14 protein-coding genes are annotated in these 14,514 nt (G+C 51.2%); 4 read left to right on the forward strand and 10 right to left on the reverse strand.

Features of this window, described 5'->3' with window-relative positions:
* Positions 1–324, forward strand: coding sequence for a hypothetical protein (locus I9H09_RS24160; protein ID WP_236502412.1), 324 nt, complete (start codon positions 1–3; stop codon positions 322–324).
* 554 nt (positions 325–878) lie between these two features.
* On the opposite strand, the gene I9H09_RS24165 is transcribed toward I9H09_RS24160, so the two are convergent.
* From I9H09_RS24165 to I9H09_RS24195, 7 genes are all read right to left on the reverse strand, one after another.
* Positions 879–1,466 carry an HAD domain-containing protein gene (locus tag I9H09_RS24165; protein ID WP_236502413.1) on the reverse strand — a complete coding sequence of 196 codons (588 nt, stop codon included), beginning with the start codon at positions 1,464–1,466 and terminating at the stop codon, positions 879–881.
* Positions 1,463–1,876, reverse strand: a complete 414-nt coding sequence (locus tag I9H09_RS24170) for a hypothetical protein (protein WP_019741356.1) — start codon at positions 1,874–1,876, stop codon at positions 1,463–1,465. Before I9H09_RS24170 ends, I9H09_RS24165 begins: the two co-directional genes overlap by 4 nt.
* Positions 1,877–1,878: 2 nt before the next feature.
* Positions 1,879–3,849 (reverse strand): hypothetical protein, encoded by a 1,971-nt coding sequence (locus I9H09_RS24175; protein ID WP_236502414.1) that lies wholly within the window; start codon positions 3,847–3,849, stop codon positions 1,879–1,881.
* A 15-nt stretch (positions 3,850–3,864) separates the two neighbouring features.
* Positions 3,865–5,391: a site-specific integrase gene (locus tag I9H09_RS24180; protein WP_329610887.1), complete on the reverse strand. Its 1,527-nt coding sequence runs from the start codon at positions 5,389–5,391 to the stop codon at positions 3,865–3,867.
* Entirely contained in the window at positions 5,388–6,620 is a 1,233-nt protein-coding gene (locus tag I9H09_RS24185; RefSeq protein ID WP_236502416.1) for a tyrosine-type recombinase/integrase, read from the reverse strand. The genes I9H09_RS24180 and I9H09_RS24185 overlap by 4 nt, the downstream gene beginning before the upstream one ends.
* Positions 6,621–6,750: 130 nt before the next feature.
* On the reverse strand, positions 6,751–8,109 hold the full coding sequence (locus tag I9H09_RS24190) for an OprD family outer membrane porin (protein WP_122346320.1): 1,359 nt from the start codon (positions 8,107–8,109) through the stop codon (positions 6,751–6,753).
* 1,057 nt (positions 8,110–9,166) lie between these two features.
* Positions 9,167–9,607 carry a hypothetical protein gene (locus I9H09_RS24195; protein WP_122346321.1) on the reverse strand — a complete coding sequence of 147 codons (441 nt, stop codon included), beginning with the start codon at positions 9,605–9,607 and terminating at the stop codon, positions 9,167–9,169.
* On the opposite strand from I9H09_RS24195, the gene trmL reads away from it, so the two are divergent.
* The gene (gene trmL, locus I9H09_RS24200; protein WP_005896110.1) at positions 9,606–10,061 is read left to right on the forward strand and encodes a tRNA (uridine(34)/cytosine(34)/5-carboxymethylaminomethyluridine(34)-2'-O)-methyltransferase TrmL; all 456 of its coding nucleotides are present in this window, start codon (positions 9,606–9,608) and stop codon (positions 10,059–10,061) included. The genes I9H09_RS24195 and trmL overlap by 2 nt on opposite strands.
* An 81-nt stretch (positions 10,062–10,142) precedes the next feature.
* On the opposite strand, the gene secB is transcribed toward trmL, so the two are convergent.
* Genes secB through I9H09_RS24215 form a run of 3 tightly spaced genes read right to left on the reverse strand, consistent with a single transcriptional unit; the run spans position 10,143 to position 11,339 of the window.
* A complete protein-coding gene (gene secB / locus I9H09_RS24205) occupies positions 10,143–10,631 on the reverse strand; it encodes a protein-export chaperone SecB (protein WP_005896108.1) in 489 nt (162 codons plus the stop codon).
* Between the two features lie 40 nt (positions 10,632–10,671).
* Entirely contained in the window at positions 10,672–10,923 is a 252-nt protein-coding gene (grxC, locus tag I9H09_RS24210) for a glutaredoxin 3 (protein WP_005896105.1), read from the reverse strand.
* A gap of 2 nt (positions 10,924–10,925) precedes the next feature.
* A complete protein-coding gene (locus I9H09_RS24215; RefSeq protein ID WP_005896103.1) occupies positions 10,926–11,339 on the reverse strand; it encodes a rhodanese-like domain-containing protein in 414 nt (137 codons plus the stop codon).
* A 144-nt stretch (positions 11,340–11,483) separates the two neighbouring features.
* Between I9H09_RS24215 and gpmI the strand changes: the two genes are divergently transcribed.
* Both gpmI and I9H09_RS24225 read left to right on the forward strand, forming a co-directional pair.
* Positions 11,484–13,016: a 2,3-bisphosphoglycerate-independent phosphoglycerate mutase gene (gene gpmI / locus I9H09_RS24220; protein ID WP_122312197.1), complete on the forward strand. Its 1,533-nt coding sequence runs from the start codon at positions 11,484–11,486 to the stop codon at positions 13,014–13,016.
* Positions 13,017–13,169: 153 nt separating this feature from the next.
* Entirely contained in the window at positions 13,170–14,498 is a 1,329-nt protein-coding gene (locus I9H09_RS24225; protein WP_005896098.1) for a murein hydrolase activator EnvC family protein, read from the forward strand.
* The last annotated feature ends 16 nt before the right edge of the window (positions 14,499–14,514 follow it).

Raw genomic sequence — 14,514 nt, forward strand, 5'->3', positions numbered from 1 at the left:
ATGGTAGATACTAAAAATGGTTATTGTTTAATTGATAATGAATTTATTCTTAAACCTCGGCTGACGAAGGTTGAGCTTGAAAAGGGATTGGGTGTTCATATCGAATCAAGCATGAATGGAGATTGGTCATCTTGCGTAAGCAGTCCACACATAGTTTTTGGACAAAGATCAAATATGCATTTTGACTTTTATCGTGATGCCTTGATTGGTTTTAAATTTACAGTTAGCAGCTCCGTAAATTCTGAGCTCGCTGCTCTTAGGGAGTTGCATGACAAAATACTCGAAGACTTGCTAGGCAAGGCTGATAAAAAAACGAGAATATGATTTCTTATGATTTTTTTTGGGGCGTTGTAACTTCTTACCTGGATCCGAAAGGAGGCTCTTGTTGTGTTGGTGTGCGATGGAGTTGAGATTTTAAAGTCTTTTAGACAGTTTATTAGTGTTTTAAAAGAGCTGGAGTCCTGGAAGATTTTATTGAAGAGCTCGTGAGGGTTGATTCACAAGAAATGGTCGATTTCTTAGGCCGCCGTATCGAGGCGCAGCCAGATTCGCCTAAATGCGAGCATGATCCATAGTGATAAACTCAGCCTCGGTACGGTGCCCTCCTATAGAATAGATATGCCCTCCACAAATGAAAAGAAAATGCATATCCTGATCTTGGCTAACATTGCTAAAAGTTTGGCGCGAATAAGCGGACAACTTCAGTTCAAGATAGGCATTTACGCTTGGTCGACCAGTTTTTGCACCATTAACCAATAGTACTAGCATAATCGTCCTGTAAAGGGCTGCTGAGCCCTAAAGAGGACTGGTGATTATTTTGCACAGCGTCCGAAAGCTTTTAGGGTACTTCAGATAAGGCTCGCGCCCGAAATTATCTTTCATAGCAATCGGCTATTAGCAAGTTGCTCAAGCCGCTGGTATAGGTTTCGCCGTGCATCAGGATCGCCTAAGCCAAGTTGTGAATTGCAAGCGACAAGCCGATCCAATGCATCCTCCGCCCAACCTGCCGACTCGTCATCAAGTGAGATCCATTGACTAAGGTGCGCCCGCGCAGCATATCTACTTATTTGGTCGTAACGCGTGCGCCCATCCCATACGGCTTCGTCTGCCCAGACCTTACCCATCGAGCTGTGCCAAGTTGCTCCTACGACTCGCTCCACCAAAAACGCGGGAAGGAACCCCAAAACACGATTGAAGCCTAGGTGACGCACCCAACTAGTGCTGAGTACTACTGACACGGATGGAAAATGCTCCAAAATTTCAACTAAATACGGTGCCCACATGAATAGCTCTCCATCAGCCCGGAGCATTGGACCTTGCCGGGAAAGATAGACTGCGTCCGGGTGGAGTACACCGTCGAAATCAAGAAAAAGAACGTAGTTTGCTTTTTTTTTCAATTTACCCTGCCGAAATCTAAGATTACCGTATTTTTTAGTCGACGAATGCTTCTCGAGAACAACACTCATGCAGAATCAGTTCGTTCCCGATCTATGGGGGGCAGAGGCATCAGAAGTTGATCCTCCTTTACACCATGCTTATAGGCGTTGTATTGGACAATGAGAAAATGCTCGAGCAACTGCCTGTTACGCTCCCTCTGTTCGGCAAGTTCAGACTCTAGCCGTCGAATGCGTTGGGCGGCGATTGCTAAGCTTGCAGGCTTGGCAAGTGAAGTGGCAGCCGTACGCTCATTAGTTTTACGGCTCTTGTATGCCGAAGCTATTGCTACATGTTTGCATAGAGACTGTCGGGTGGGCCTTTTTCCTATAACGAGCGTTACCCCGTCACAGATCGCATCCCAGGTCAAACCTGCTTGTTCCACACTATTTATATGCTCAACAATAGCCTTTACATCCTTGACGGTTAAATGCTTTGCCATTTTTATTCTACCTCCTTAGCTAAAGCTGTCCGACTGCTGACAGCTCGTTGAAGATGGCTATAGCTGTCACCAGCCAGGCGTATTAAAGAACCGTCTGGCAGGTCGTTGTCCGTTAAAAGTGAGATCAGCTGCTTTATTCTGGATATGGAGACTCTGTGATGTGCAACCCAACGATCAGCACCTATCGTTTCTTCGTCCGCCCCAGCCAACGCCAATGCAAGAACCGATTCCATACGCGTCAAACGTGCTTTCAGTCTTTCTAACTTTTCACTATCACCTTTGATGCACACCTGCTCCTCGCAATTATTGCAATCGCGATACTTAAGGCACGGCGCTATAATAAAATTGTGAACACAAAAGCCCGCTTCAGTCACATGCATGGCCGGAGTAATGATACCCAAGAATTCGTCTTCCTTGACGGGCAGCATGGATCGCTGCACTAACTTCACACCTTCAGGCGCCTCACTTGCTTTAAATTTACTTTCGACTTTAGCTAATCTATCAGTATCAGTGACATGATCGTACGCTCTGTTTTGCAAAATATTAGCTCGACCAGACCACTTAGCTATGTGCTCTTGAGACAACCCCGCGCGGCTTGCCAAGGTATTTAAGAGATGTCGAATCTGGTGCGTGCTGACTTTCATTGATTGGCCGCTACTCCCTTTGTAATTATGACGATCAAAAATGCTTTGATGCCCTTTAACGTTAGGCCGCGGACTTAAATCAAACGTAAAAAAATTGACAGGGAGAATTTGCAGCTCTATTGGCATTGAAGCACGAGAACCATGAGCTTGGTTTCTTAATATACAAAATAACGCTTCGCTAAATTTAATCTTCTTGTCTTTGTCCAGCCATGGAAAGCTCGAGGGCAAGCGTTCAAGAGAATGCTGCCAGAGTGATGCCAACGAGTTTTGTCCATCACGGGAAGGCAACCCCCTGTAGTGCAAAGCCGTAGCAGCTTGTTGCCTATCTCTTGGATTCATCCCTAGCGCAAGTGCCGCTTCGATCATGGTCAGCGGCTGGTCCTCAGGAACAGCAGGGCACTTGGGATGACGATAAAACCTGTTCGGAAAATCTTCGATCCATTTAGCAAGCTTACGTCCAGGCTCGGTTAACGCTCGAACTCGTTGAAAGGCAGTCTTTCCTATACCCGCCATCGTGGCAGGAATCCACTTAATGTCGCCCTCACCGCCTTTGGCGGAAAAAAACCTCCAGCCATACTGCACGACACCGTTCCTATCCTGCTCAGAATATTCAGCCCACACAGGCAACGCTAAAATTTCATTCCCTCTAGACGGTGCGCACATTGCCATCGCCATAAAGGAAGTGGTGAGTATGTCCCGAGGAAGCTCGGAGTTTCCGGCGAACACTTCTGCGATTGCGTCAAGAGCGGCATCATCTGGTAACTTGGATTGACGGTAGCGCTCTGCTTCACTACCAATCTTGGTACGTTTCACATCGGGCTTTCTAGTTGGATTTTTCCAGCCATGTATAGAAAAGGGCGTCAGCTGATTGTCAAACAAAAATTTTCCCAGCAACTCCAACTTACTCGATATCTGATAACAGGTCCCACCAACGACATAGTGTTGTCTCAAAAGCTGCACTGCCTCGTCCAACACTTGTACATTGCATTGCCAGACTGCCCCCTCGCCTTTCAGCCGCATAAGTGCCGCTTCTATTGCACGTAGGCCAAGATAGCTATGGGCAACATTGAATCGGGGATCTCGAAATTTCTGGTGCCAAAGGTAAGCTTTAGCGAACTCTTTGAACTGCGGATCAAGATTATTTTCCGCAGCCGGCTTGCCGCGACCAACCCGAGGAGAGCCTAATTTAGTAAAGCCGACTTCAGGCCACCGTAGCGATGCCCACACCATCCCCGCGCGCCCACATTCCAACCGACATGTTGAGATAAAGTTTTCAACATTAATTCTAGCCGAGAATTCATTATAAGAACTGCATGAGTATTCTTCCACTTATTAAAACCTCAGTTAAGAAGCTTGCGCCTTCATCTGTCTACATACTTCTATCACCTCTGCCACCGCAATAATAGTCCGATCTAGCGCAGCCGCAACGGCGTTATCTTGAGTACTGTGGAAAATAGCAGTGCGTTCTTGCACCAAATGCGTATAAAATTTTTCATGCGGACCGTTTAACCAAGCTTGAAAGTGAATGCATGTATAGCAAGGCATGGGGACATTTGCATCACATCTTCCCTCGTGTCCGCAAGTACCTGTACCCACGCCCGTGTGATCACGAATATCACTTCCTGGCACCTCGCATCTTTGTGCTTTTGATTTGCTTTCGACGATAGCACCTGAGAAAGCTGCAGCGTAGCGTGTAAGATGCTTACCAACTAATCTGTCAATATGCGCACCGTGTTCGGGCACATTACGCGTGTATACATGAGCATTGTCAGTATTGGAGTGATCCAACAGCTCTGCGATGATTATTACTCCGCACCCTTCCCTCGCTGCGCGGGTTCCAAGCGTATAGCGAAACCTACGAGGAAATACCTTAAGACACTTGCCGGTGCGCTCTGAGTAGACTTCACACTTATCCACAACCTCTTGAAGAATCTGCCCTGCCTGACGCCTAACCATATGTAACGTGTCGAGTTCCAAGAGAGTATTCAAATGCTCGATAGATTTGAGCTTGACTAGCTCCTGTTCATCGTAGAAAAGGGGAAGTTCGGAAACTATTTCCTCAGAAATAGTAGATCCGAGTTGCGCTTCGAACTGCGACACCACATGCTCATATTGCAATTGCAGCACATCCCATATGATTTTTATAACTTCAACTTTTCGAAACTCGGCACGAAAACTCCCGCCCCGCTGTTTTATTCTGGGCACATTGACAAAGTATCTAAAAAATCCTTGCGCCACTGGAACGAGTAATAAGTCCTTTAAACGGAGATTTAAAAGTTGCCAAGGTCTTCGGCCGCTAGCCTGAAGTAACATTACTAACGCCAATCCCGTTTTGGAGACGAGGCCTTGCTCGAATTTCATCGAAACCGTTTCCATGAAACCTTGAACCTCCACGTCGGAAAATGGACCTTCTTCAGGATGAAGTCTTTTGACAGCGTCACCTTTTATGGCCGCTTGAACTTTCCACCCCCGGAGCAGGTCATAAAGATCCCGCTCGACCCCAACGTTTTGCAACTCGTACCATTTACGAAGCAGAGCCCTGATGTAGCCAAGCGTAGTCGAATCAGAAAACCTGCGAAATTCAAGCAGTAAGCCACAGTCTAGCGGCCGTCCTGCAGCCATTTTTAGAAGTTTCCGAAAGGCATAGTCATAAAGTAGTACTGTCCTAGCTGCACATGTAACCGCAAATACGCTGAGCGTATTTACATAGGAATCGAAATTTTTCTCGTTTGACAGTGCTTTAACGGGCTTCAACAGCACTACCGTGTCCCTGTTAAGTCTCCATCTCGTATCCGTCTTGCAGAATTCGTAGCCGTCAGTTGAGGTTAACATCTCACACAAACCTACCGTACAGGACGGAAGCGAGCTCATAGATTTACTCCTCTCATGGCAATTTTCTGCAGTTTCAGGCCAGCCTCGAAAGCTACTTTCTCGACGAAGCGCTTGTTATAAAGCCTTGCGGTGCCAGACCCTTGCTTCCACCCCATCAAAACGGATCGTATAGCTTCTTGCTCAGACTCAGTCAAATCAAAGTGCTCAGAGTCCATCAGCTTGGAAAAACGGTAATTCCACGTGTGCCGAAGTCTATGCGCTGTTACATCTTTTAGCAAAGGTCGGTGTTGCTGAATAGTGTGCCACATTTTAGTATACGCAGTTACAGAAAAAGCTTTACCTTGTGTAGGACCATACTTATATGTAATGAACAGATAAGCACATTTTTTTGAGTTAGGCACACGATTTCGGTCAGTTATTAGATAGTTATGTATCTCCGAAATCATCCAATCGCTCACGATCAGTTTTCTATCTTGCGTCTTGACAAGAGGTTGTCTTACTCTAGCATCATCATATTGATCCGCTCTTCGTACAATTAATAACGTATTGTTAGAGAAATCAAAATCTTCGATTCTAATATTCAGCAACTCCCCACCTCTAATTCCCAGCTCATACTCGAGCAAAACCATCAGGCGATTTCTGCGTCGAACACTCAAAGAAAAAGGATTGTTTAGAGAGTCTGGCTCTATTACGTCGAGCAGACAGGCAACCTGCTCGGCACTTAGCGCCCTATCAACCAAGCCGCTGTTTCGCGACTTTGGTATAGGCCTGCTATGGAGAAGCGCTGATACCATCTCTTTAATGTCGTCTTGCTCGCGCTGATGCATTGGAATCAACTGCATTGCGTACCATTTAAGAAAACTTGCTATTACTGTCAAACGCCGGTAAATGGTAGTTTTAGCAACACGGCGTTTTTCGCGATTCAATTGTTTGAGCGGATAAATCGGTATCTCTTCGTAACCTGCCCATTTACTAAAGTTGAAAGTACAGAAGTCTCGAAGACTATCTATCTCATGTCGAGAAAGGTAGATGCAACGAGCGAACCGGTCGGCTAAATCTATGTCTGACTCTACGCAAAACCGTAGTAGTACAACTAAGCATCCTGCATTGGCTGCAATTGAAGCATGAGATTGGCTTGTATTGCGAACACGGCACGTTAGAAACAGATTAGGTGAATAAAGCGGCAGTCCAGATCGCTTATCTACCACCAAGCTGTATCGTTCGCCATCAGACAGGACGACAGTACGGACACCGAATATAGGGGGCATAATATTTACAATATTCCTAGGTAAGGAATATTGTAGATTAGGTGATTTTTTGAAAAACGCCTTACCAATAAAAAAGGCCCTGAAATCAGGGCCTTAACGGCAAACTTTACACTTTACGCTTTGGTATAGCTCAGAAGTTGTAGGTGTAGTTAAAGATCACGCGAGCCTGGTCGGCGTTCGAAGAGTTGTTCAGACCGTCATCAGCACGGTAAGTACCGTAGCGGACGCTGGTACCGAAACCTTTCAACACACCGCTTTGAACGACGTAGTCAACACGCATGTCGCGTTCCCACTCGGAATACTCTTTACCGAACGAGGTGGTTCCACGTGCGCCTTTGATATCGTCAGCATGCAGGTAGGCAATAGCTGTTTTCAGGCCTGGAACGCCAAGCTTGGCGAAGTCATATGAATACTGACCGAACGTGGTGTTCTCGCCCGCACGATTGAAGCTGTTGATCATCGAGTCAGTGAACAAGTAGAAGCTGGCGCCGCCGTTGCCTTCTGGACGATTGTTACCGTTACGCAAGGAGCCTTGGTTCAAGTTCACGAAACCACCGTCATCACCAACTTGCTGATGACCGACCATGAAGGCGTGACTGCCCAGAGAGTAGGTGAACATGGCAGACCAGGTTTGGTTATCAACTTCACCAGGCGTCTTGGCATAGCCGCTGTTGTTGTTGAAGGCATAACCTGAAGCGCCGCTGCTGTTCTTGCCGTCAGAGCTGCTGTTGAAGTAACGCAGGTCAGTCTTGAAGGACTGGTTAGCGTCAATCTGATAAACGTGGACCAGACCAAGGAAGTGCTGCTTGTAGAAATCTTCCAGATTGGCGTAGTAGTACTGCAAGGTCAGGTCTTTGGTGACTTTCCAGTCAGCACCACCAAAGCGGAATTGATCACTGCCTTCGGTTGCGCCATTGACCGAGAGATCGCCCCAGTCCGACGACGCACGGCCGATAGATTTGTTCAATTGACCCGCGGTAAAGGTAACGTTATCCAGTTCCTTCGAGGTCACGATGCCGCCTGCAAACGCCTGAGGCAGCAAACGACCATCGTTGCTGACCAAAATCGGCAGGTTCGGGGCCAACGCGTTACCGAGTTTCAATTCGGTTTTGGAGAAGCGCACCTTTGCGTTGGCTCCGATACGGGACCAGTCGCTGACGGAAGAGCCATCGGTGTCGGTCGGAACAACGGTGTTAGCTGTGTTGGCATTATGGTGATCAATGCCGCCACCCAAGTGCAACCCGATCAGGGCTTGTGCATCAAGACCGAAACCGACGGTGCCCTGAGTAAAGCCAGAGAGGTAGTCGAATTTCAGACCGGTAGCGGTTTCACGCTGGTCGGAAGCGCGAACGCCTTCACGAAGATCGTTGTTGAAATACAGAGTACGAGAACTAACGGACGCTTTGCTGTCTTCAAGGAAACCAGCTGCACCGGCCTGCTGGGCCAATACACCGACGGTTACGGCCAAGGCCAGGGTGGACTTCTTCATTAACTACGCTCCTCGTGAATCTAATTTTTTATGTCCTTGGTGCCGAGCGTTGCTCTGACCCAAGGATTTCGCGAAAGGCGACAGTCCCGACCTGAAGGTCAATGGATTCTGTCTACCCCGACTTTGACTAGACCGCGCATGTCGTAGGCCGCACCCGTGTGAAACCTTAATATCCATAAAGCCCGATGCGGCAGCTTTTTCAGAACATTCAGGTATATGTCACAACTCGTGTCAGCCCGGACGTCACGGAGTGTATCGACCTCACTGAGCATTTCCCAAAATTTATTTTGGTACCGTTCGTCAGATCTGTTGTTTTAATGCCTCAGATCGATCAAATGTCCCTCAACCGATCACAGTCACCCGCGACAGCGCGCAATTAGCCTGCCAGCAAAAGCCTTGTAAAACGGGCACTTCGGAGAGATTAGTGACTAAATGTGACAGTTGTCACCACTTTGACGCCAACCACTCCCTGGTCGTGAAAAAAATTCGGAATATCGCCTTTCAGACTGCTTTAAGGGCCTTTTTCAAGGGTTATAACGCCTCGTTGACTGTAGTCCATATGAACAAAAGTGCAATTCGGGTGTCGCCCTCGTTCTGCACAGGCGGATAACGCCTACAAGAAAGCTACCGACTCAAACAGTGCTGGCGCAAATTTCGGCAATGGGGCCGACGTCATAACCACACCGTTGCGCTGGCACGGGCAGCCCATTAAATGCATCAGTATGGGTTTTGCATCGCCGCTGTGCGCAAATTGAGTGCACCAACCAAAGCTGCGAGATCGGGAGAACACTGCCCTCCCCGAGGGGAGGCGGTGTGACAGCAGAAGTGCCGGGGGGACGTTGAAAAAGGTGAGCAAAGATAGTCGAGAAAAATAAAATCATATTAATCAGTAGCTTATGAAGCACAAGCCGACCGAACACAGGCAGTATTTAATACGACATGGCTCAATACACGCGTTCTTTTTTCTTAATTGTCAAAACTGGCATGCCCTCTGCAATAGGTATTACATAACCAGTTTTGGGGACCTTGGTACAGGCAGGCCGGGGATTCCCCTCTTTTATTCCTCCCGGAGACTGACCTCCAGTTTCCAGCGCCCGTCCACCTTCTCAGTGCGCCAGTCGCCATGAAGCGGACGAGCTGCCAGGAGAGTCAGCACCAAGCCCTTCTCTCCTCGCTCCACCTTCCAGCGCGCCACCTTGTTGTCGAACCTCAGCTGACCGTTCCATGGTCGTCCGGACGCTGCGACGTTAAGCACAACCGCCCCATCGACTGTTGCGCCCTGATACATAGGTTCTTCGTTGAACCAGAGCGCAAGGCCCGCAGGCAACTCTTCAATCTGTTCGAGCTCGACAGGGTCCGGTTGCTGCAAGCGACCGATTATTGTGCCCACGGTAAAGCCGACAATCGCCATCGAACCCAGAACACGCGGCCATAGCTTCGGTCTCGGGTCCTCTTCGGGGGTAGAATGCCTCCCGTCCTTTCGTTCGGAGCCGTGCATGTTTCACGTCATCCTTTTTCAACCAGAAATTCCGCCGAATACCGGCAACGTCATCAGGTTATGCGCCAACAGTGGCTGCACCCTGCACTTGATCGAACCCTTGGGTTTCGAGCTGGACGACAAGCGCCTGCGGCGTGCCGGCCTCGATTACCACGAGTATGCCACGCTGCAGACGCACGCTGACCTGGCAACCTGCCTGGAGAAGATTGGCAACCCCAGGCTATTCGCGTTTACCACTAAAGGTTCGCGCCCTTTTCACGATGCGAGCTTCGAGCCGGGTGATGCGTTTTTGTTCGGCCCTGAAAGCCGTGGCCTGCCCGCCGATATTCTCGACTCGCTGAGCAGCGACCAGCGCCTGCGACTGCCCATGCGCGAAGGCTGCCGCAGCCTTAACCTGTCCAACACCGTTGCCGTCGCTGTTTACGAAGCCTGGCGCCAGCATGGGTTTGCCTGATAACGATCGCGCCTGCATCGGGTGATTTGGCAAACACAAAAAAGCGCCCCGAAAGGCGCTTTTTGCTTGCTGCGATAACGCTTACTGAACGGTCGGCGTTTCGCCAGCTTCCTGCATACGCTGAAGCTCTTGCGCATACAGTGCATCGAAGTTCACCGGAGCAAGCATCAACGCAGGGAACGAGCCACGTACCACGAGGTTATCGATGGCTTCGCGCGCATACGGGAACAGGATGTTCGGGCAGAACGCGCCCAGCGTGTGGCTCATCGCGCCGTCGTCCAGGCCCTTGATCAGGAAGATACCGGCCTGTTGCACTTCAACGATGAACGCAACTTCGTCGCCGTTGTTGACGGTCACGGACAGGGTCAGCACGACTTCGTAGAAATCGCCTTCCAGCTGCTTTTGACGGGTGTTGAGGTCAAGGCTGACGGTCGGGGTCCATTCCTGGCGGAAGATGGCCGGGCTTTTTGGCGCTTCGAACGACAGGTCGCGGACGTAGATACGCTGCAGAGAAAATTGTGGGCCGTTTTCTTCGTTTTCAACAGCGCCGGTGTTCGGTTGATCGGTCATCTCGGATCCTTGTCAGATAGGGCTGAAAGATTAAAGGGAATCAGGCCAGCAGCGCATCAAGCTTGCCGGCACGCTCCAGAGCAAACAGTTCATCGCAGCCGCCCACGTGGGTCGAACCAATCCAGATCTGCGGAACAGATGTGCGACCGGCCTTCTTCGTCATCTCGGCGCGAAGCTGCGGCTTGCCGTCGACCCTGATTTCCTCGAAGGCCACGCTTTTGCTCTGCAACAGCTGTTTGGCACGTATGCAATAGGGGCAGTAGTCGCTGGAATAGACGATGACTTGAGCCATTTTTACTTCACCAAAGGAAGGTTTTCGCCGCGCCAGCTGGAAATGCCGCCGGACAATTTGGCGGCCTTGAAGCCGGATTTGAGCAGCTCACGGGCGGTAGTGCCCGCATGCTGCCCCATTGCATCAACGATGATCAACGTCTTGTCCTTGTATTTCTGCAGTTCAGCGGTGCGCGTCAGCACCTTGTCCTGCGGAAAATTCAGGGAACCAACGATGTGGCCTGCAGTGAAGTCCTTTTTCGAGCGCACGTCGATGACCACAGCCTCATCGCGGTTGACCATCGCAGTCAGCTCGCGCGTACTCAGGCTGGCACCGCCTTTGCTCAGTTCGTAGGCAATCAGCAGTGCCAGCAGAATGACGAAGGCGCCGGTGATCAAATAGTGGTTAGTGGCGAATTCAAGCAGGTGAGCAACCATCAGTAGGTTCCAGGGCGTTAAAATGTCGGCCAGTATACACAGCAGCCAAGGTCGGCCAAAGTCCGTACGGCAGTGACGCCGTTTGAACTTGTCCTTAAAATGCCGTTCCCTTGTACTTTATCCAACCAGCATCGAGTGGGTTCTATGACTGCCACGCCAAAACCTCTGGTTCTTATCATCCTGGATGGCTTCGGACACAGCGAAAGCCACGAAGGCAATGCCATCCTGGCGGCGAAGATGCCCGTCATGGATCGCCTCTACCGGACCATGCCCAACGGCCTGATTTCAGGGTCTGGCATGGATGTCGGTCTGCCGGACGGGCAAATGGGCAATTCCGAAGTCGGGCACATGAACCTCGGCGCTGGCCGTGTGGTGTATCAGGACTTCACTCGCGTGACCAAAGCGATTCGAGACGGCGAGTTTTTCGAGAACCCGACCATCTGCGCTGCGGTAGATAAAGCCGTGAGCGCCGGCAAGGCTGTTCATATCATGGGCCTGCTGTCGGATGGCGGCGTTCACAGCCACCAGGACCATCTGGTCGCCATGGCCGAACTGGCCGTCAAACGCGGCGCCGAAAAAATATACCTGCATGCGTTTCTCGATGGTCGCGACACGCCACCACGCAGTGCGAAAAAATCCCTCGAGCTGATGGATCAGACCTTTGCCCGCCTCGGCAAGGGCCGCACGGCCACGATCATCGGCCGCTATTTCGCCATGGATCGTGACAACCGTTGGGACCGGGTCTCCTCTGCCTATAACCTTATCGTCGACAGCACAGCTCAATTCCACGCAGACAGCGGCGTTGCCGGCCTTGAAGCGGCCTATGCACGCGACGAGAACGACGAGTTCGTCAAAGCCACGCGTATTGGCGAACCTGCCCGAGTGGAAGATGGCGACGCTGTGGTGTTCATGAACTTCCGCGCCGACCGCGCCCGTGAACTGACCCGCGTATTCGTCGAAGATGACTTCAAGGACTTCGAGCGCGCTCGTCAGCCCAAGGTCAATTACGTCATGCTGACTCAGTACGCAGCGAGCATTCCGGCGCCCTCGGCATTTGCCGCTGGCAGCCTGAAAAATGTGCTGGGTGAGTACCTGGCAGACAATGGCAAGACGCAATTGCGCATTGCCGAAACCGAAAAATATGCGCACGTGACCTTCTTCTTTTCCGGTGGTCGTGAAGAACCGTTCCCGGGTGAGGAGCGCATTCTGATTCCATCGCCAAAAGTCGCCACCTACGACCTGCAGCCTGAAATGAGCGCGCCGGAAGTTACCGACAAGATCGTGGATGCCATCGAGCACCAGCGTTATGACGTGATCGTCGTCAATTACGCCAACGGTGACATGGTCGGCCACAGCGGGATCATGGAAGCGGCGATCAAGGCTGTGGAATGCCTGGATGTCTGCGTTGGCCGTATTACCGCAGCGCTGGAAAAAGTCGGCGGCGAAGCATTGATAACAGCCGACCACGGCAACGTCGAGCAGATGACTGATGACTCCACAGGCCAGGCACATACCGCTCACACATCCGAGCCGGTGCCTTTTGTGTACGTTGGCAAACGTCCGCTGAAGGTCCGCGAAGGTGGCGTTCTGGCTGATGTGGCACCGACCATGCTGCACCTGCTGGGCATGGAGAAACCGCAAGAGATGACTGGCCACTCGATACTTGTGGCAGAGTAAACCGCTGAAAACCGGCCTATAGCCATCAGGCCAGGCCGGTTTTTTATGTTTCAAGCCCTAAAGCAATGGCTGCGGGGCGTTTTTTTTGCAGCGCATGGCGGGCATACTAGGCCTGACATTTTTTCTCACAATTCCTCGGTATCGCCCACCCACATGCTCCGCGCCTTGATTGCCCTTGCTCTGATCTGCCTGCTCAATCCGGCGTTTGCCGAAGATGAGCGTGTGCAAACCCAAAAACAGATAGATGCTGCGCGTCAGGATGTGACGGAGCTGCAAAAAGTCCTGGGCAAGCTTCAGGAAGAACGTACAGGCGTCCAGAAGGACCTGCGCACCACTGAAACCGAAATGGGCAAGTTGGAAAAGCAGGTCGAGGTCCTGCAAAAGGAACTAAAAAAGACGGAAACCGAGCTGCAAAAGCTCGACGGTGAGAAAAAAAAATTAAACAGCGCCCGCGTTGAACAGCAACGCCTGATTGCTATCCAGGCCCGCGCCGCCTACCAGAGTGGCCGCCAGGAATACCTGAAGCTGCTGCTCAATCAGCAGCACCCCGAGAAGTTCGCCCGCACCCTCACCTATTACGATTACCTGAGCCAGGCGCGTCTGGCGCAGTTACGCAACTTCAATGAAACCCTGCGCCAACTGGCCAATGTCGAAAAAGACATCGACCTGCAACAAGCCCAACTGCTGGTGCAGAAGAGCACTCTGGACAGCCAGAGCGAAGAACTGGCCAAGGTCCGTCAGGAACGCCAGCAAGCGCTGGCCAAGCTCAATCAGGATTACAAGGCCCGCGATCAAAAGCTCCAGGCCCGCCAGCAGGATCAAGCCGACCTCGCCAAAGTCCTCAAGACCATCGAAGAAACCTTGGCACGTCAGGCCCGCGAAGCCGAAGAAGCCCGCCAGAAGGCACTGGTCGCTGCTCGCGAGGCCGAAGAAAAACGTCAGCGCGAAGCGCAAGCCGTCGCCCGCAATAACAGCAAAAGCAATGACAGCACCAAAACCGATGATGAACCCGCGCCGCGCCGCCCGGTCAAAGCCCCCGGCGCAGTCGTTTCCAGTGCAGGTGTTTCTTACGGCGGCCCGTTTGCCGAAGCCCGTGGAAAACTTCCATGGCCTGTCAATGGTCGACTGTTGGCACGCTTCGGTGAAGCCCGCGGTGATGACGAACGGACCAAATGGGACGGCGTCATGATCAGCGCAACAGCCGGAAGCCAGGTGCATGCAGTACACGGCGGACGAGTGGTGTTCGCTGACTGGTTGCGCGGCGCAGGGCTTCTGGTCATTCTCGATCATGGCAATGGCTATTTGACCCTATACGGGCACAACCAGAGCCTGCTCAAGTCGGCAGGTGACATTGTAAAAGCCGGTGAAGCGATTTCCACGGTCGGCAATAGTGGCGGTCAGGACACGGCAGCGTTGTACTTTGCTATTCGTCAGCAGGGTCGCCCCAGCGATCCGGCCCAATGGTGCCGCACTCAAGGATAAGTCGGCGTCAATATCT

Origin of the sequence: Pseudomonas tremae, assembly GCF_023278125.1 — a bacterium.
GTDB classification, from domain to species: domain Bacteria; phylum Pseudomonadota; class Gammaproteobacteria; order Pseudomonadales; family Pseudomonadaceae; genus Aquipseudomonas; species Aquipseudomonas tremae.

Bases quoted from the DNA above. Each gene is read 5' to 3' on its own strand.
- I9H09_RS24160 (WP_236502412.1), top strand. From the start codon at position 1: ATGGTAGATACTAAAAATGGTTATTGTTTAATTGATAATGAATTTATT.
- I9H09_RS24165 (WP_236502413.1), bottom strand. From the start codon at position 1,466: ATGAGTGTTGTTCTCGAGAAGCATTCGTCGACTAAAAAATACGGTAAT.
- I9H09_RS24170 (WP_019741356.1), bottom strand. From the start codon at position 1,876: ATGGCAAAGCATTTAACCGTCAAGGATGTAAAGGCTATTGTTGAGCAT.
- I9H09_RS24180 (WP_329610887.1), bottom strand. From the start codon at position 5,391: ATGAGCTCGCTTCCGTCCTGTACGGTAGGTTTGTGTGAGATGTTAACC.
- I9H09_RS24185 (WP_236502416.1), bottom strand. From the start codon at position 6,620: ATGCCCCCTATATTCGGTGTCCGTACTGTCGTCCTGTCTGATGGCGAA.
- I9H09_RS24190 (WP_122346320.1), bottom strand. From the start codon at position 8,109: ATGAAGAAGTCCACCCTGGCCTTGGCCGTAACCGTCGGTGTATTGGCC.
- trmL (WP_005896110.1), top strand. From the start codon at position 9,606: ATGTTTCACGTCATCCTTTTTCAACCAGAAATTCCGCCGAATACCGGC.
- I9H09_RS24195 (WP_122346321.1), bottom strand. From the start codon at position 9,607: ATGCACGGCTCCGAACGAAAGGACGGGAGGCATTCTACCCCCGAAGAG.
- secB (WP_005896108.1), bottom strand. From the start codon at position 10,631: ATGACCGATCAACCGAACACCGGCGCTGTTGAAAACGAAGAAAACGGC.
- grxC (WP_005896105.1), bottom strand. From the start codon at position 10,923: ATGGCTCAAGTCATCGTCTATTCCAGCGACTACTGCCCCTATTGCATA.
- I9H09_RS24215 (WP_005896103.1), bottom strand. From the start codon at position 11,339: ATGGTTGCTCACCTGCTTGAATTCGCCACTAACCACTATTTGATCACC.
- gpmI (WP_122312197.1), top strand. From the start codon at position 11,484: ATGACTGCCACGCCAAAACCTCTGGTTCTTATCATCCTGGATGGCTTC.
- I9H09_RS24225 (WP_005896098.1), top strand. From the start codon at position 13,170: ATGCTCCGCGCCTTGATTGCCCTTGCTCTGATCTGCCTGCTCAATCCG.